The sequence below is a fragment of the Vibrio sp. 1557 genome (assembly GCF_033340175.1).
GTDB classification, from domain to species: domain Bacteria; phylum Pseudomonadota; class Gammaproteobacteria; order Enterobacterales; family Vibrionaceae; genus Vibrio; species Vibrio alginolyticus.
This window is the reverse complement of sequence record NZ_JAWOVZ010000108.1, coordinates 1-1,505: the sequence shown is the minus strand read 5'-3', so window position 1 is coordinate 1,505 and position 1,505 is coordinate 1. Positions and strand designations below refer to the sequence as shown.

Sequence of the window (1,505 nt, the reverse complement as noted above, 5' to 3'; positions counted from 1 at the left end):
ATCTCAGGGGTGGTGCCAAAAGTCTGACCGTGCCTGAGCTTAAAAAAGAGCTCGCCATTTACCACCGGTTAGCACCATGGCACACGCAAATAAATGACGTTGTGGACAGGCTCAATCTGTCGCTAAAAAATCGACAACACTTCAGCGGCCTTATTGATTACTACGGCAGTAAAGTGCGGCGCTTCAAACGCTCACAGCAGCACCTGTGGTTACTGTGTCATCTGACAGAGCGCATGCAACTTGCACTGGAGCGCCTGACGGATGGGTTTGTTTACCATATCCGAAAACAACAGGAAGCCGCCAACGCCTTTGCACAACAAGCAGTGTTCCTGTCCTGGCAGTCAGCTGCGGACAATGTCACGAAAGCGGCAGAGCTACTTCACCTGTTTGTTGACGAGAATATTGATGACAATCAGCCCTTCTCAGTAGTCAGACAACAGGCATTGAAGGTCATGAATGACAGGGATATCCAGACCCTCTGCCTTTACCTGAAAAAACAGAAACGGACCGTGGAAGAGTACCAGTGGCAACATTACGATGAACAATGCAATCTCCTGGAGCAACTGTTAAGGCAGGTGTTCTTGTGCCTTGAATGTGAGGCCGGTAAAGGCTCAGAAGCCGTCGTCGCCCAACTTCAACAGATGCAGACGGAAATCGCATTCGGTGGACCACTGAAGACGATGGATACGTCGCTCATCCCGAAAAAGCACCTCCCATGGTTGGTTAAACAGGATAACGTTAACCCGCAACGTTACGAATGGCTGCTCTACCGGCAGTTAACCTCACGACTGAATGGACGCATTTATTTGCCAAATGTTACCAAATACCGCGCACTGGAAGACGACCTGATCCCCCAGACATCGCAGGATACCTTGCTGGCCTCATCAACACTGGACAGACTAAAACAGCCCGCAGAGTTATTGTTACAGGAGAAACAACACCGGCTGGAAAGTGCACTCAAAGACGTTGCTCTCCATATTGATGAGGGAGACAATCGAAATGTGATCATGAAAAATCGTACCGGTACCCGCTGGCGTCTGCCGACCAAAAGCGCTACATCTCTGGTCAACAATCCCTTTTTTAAGCGAATGCAACCGGTCGGTATCGCGGATGTACTGCGGTATGTAGAGCGCGAAACCGGGTTCATGAAATGTCTGACTCATGTACTTCCGATACAAAAACAAGGGTTCACTCATCAGGATGATTTACTGGCCATTCTGATTGCCAACGCCACTCACCGTGGTGTGTATGGCATGGCGCAGATCTCCGATCGAAGCTATGAACACCTGAGTACGGTGCAGGCCAACTATATCCGGCCTGAAACGCTGCATGACGCCAGCGACGTGATCAATAATGCGGTTGCAGCGCTACCCATCTTCCGCCACTACCATATTCAGGAGGACCAGCTGCACGCCAGTGCGGATGGTCAGAAATTCGAAACCCATCTGGAAACCTTTAAAACCCGGTACTCCTCTAAGTATTTCGGCACCAACAAAGGGATCACG

Annotated in this window: 1 protein-coding gene; it reads left to right on the top strand. The window is 50.2% G+C overall.

Annotated elements, in window-relative coordinates; all coding sequences use genetic code 11:
- The coding region (locus tag R7070_RS25005) for a Tn3 family transposase (RefSeq protein WP_318141370.1) at window positions 1-1,505 on the top strand (1,505 nt) is incomplete at both ends.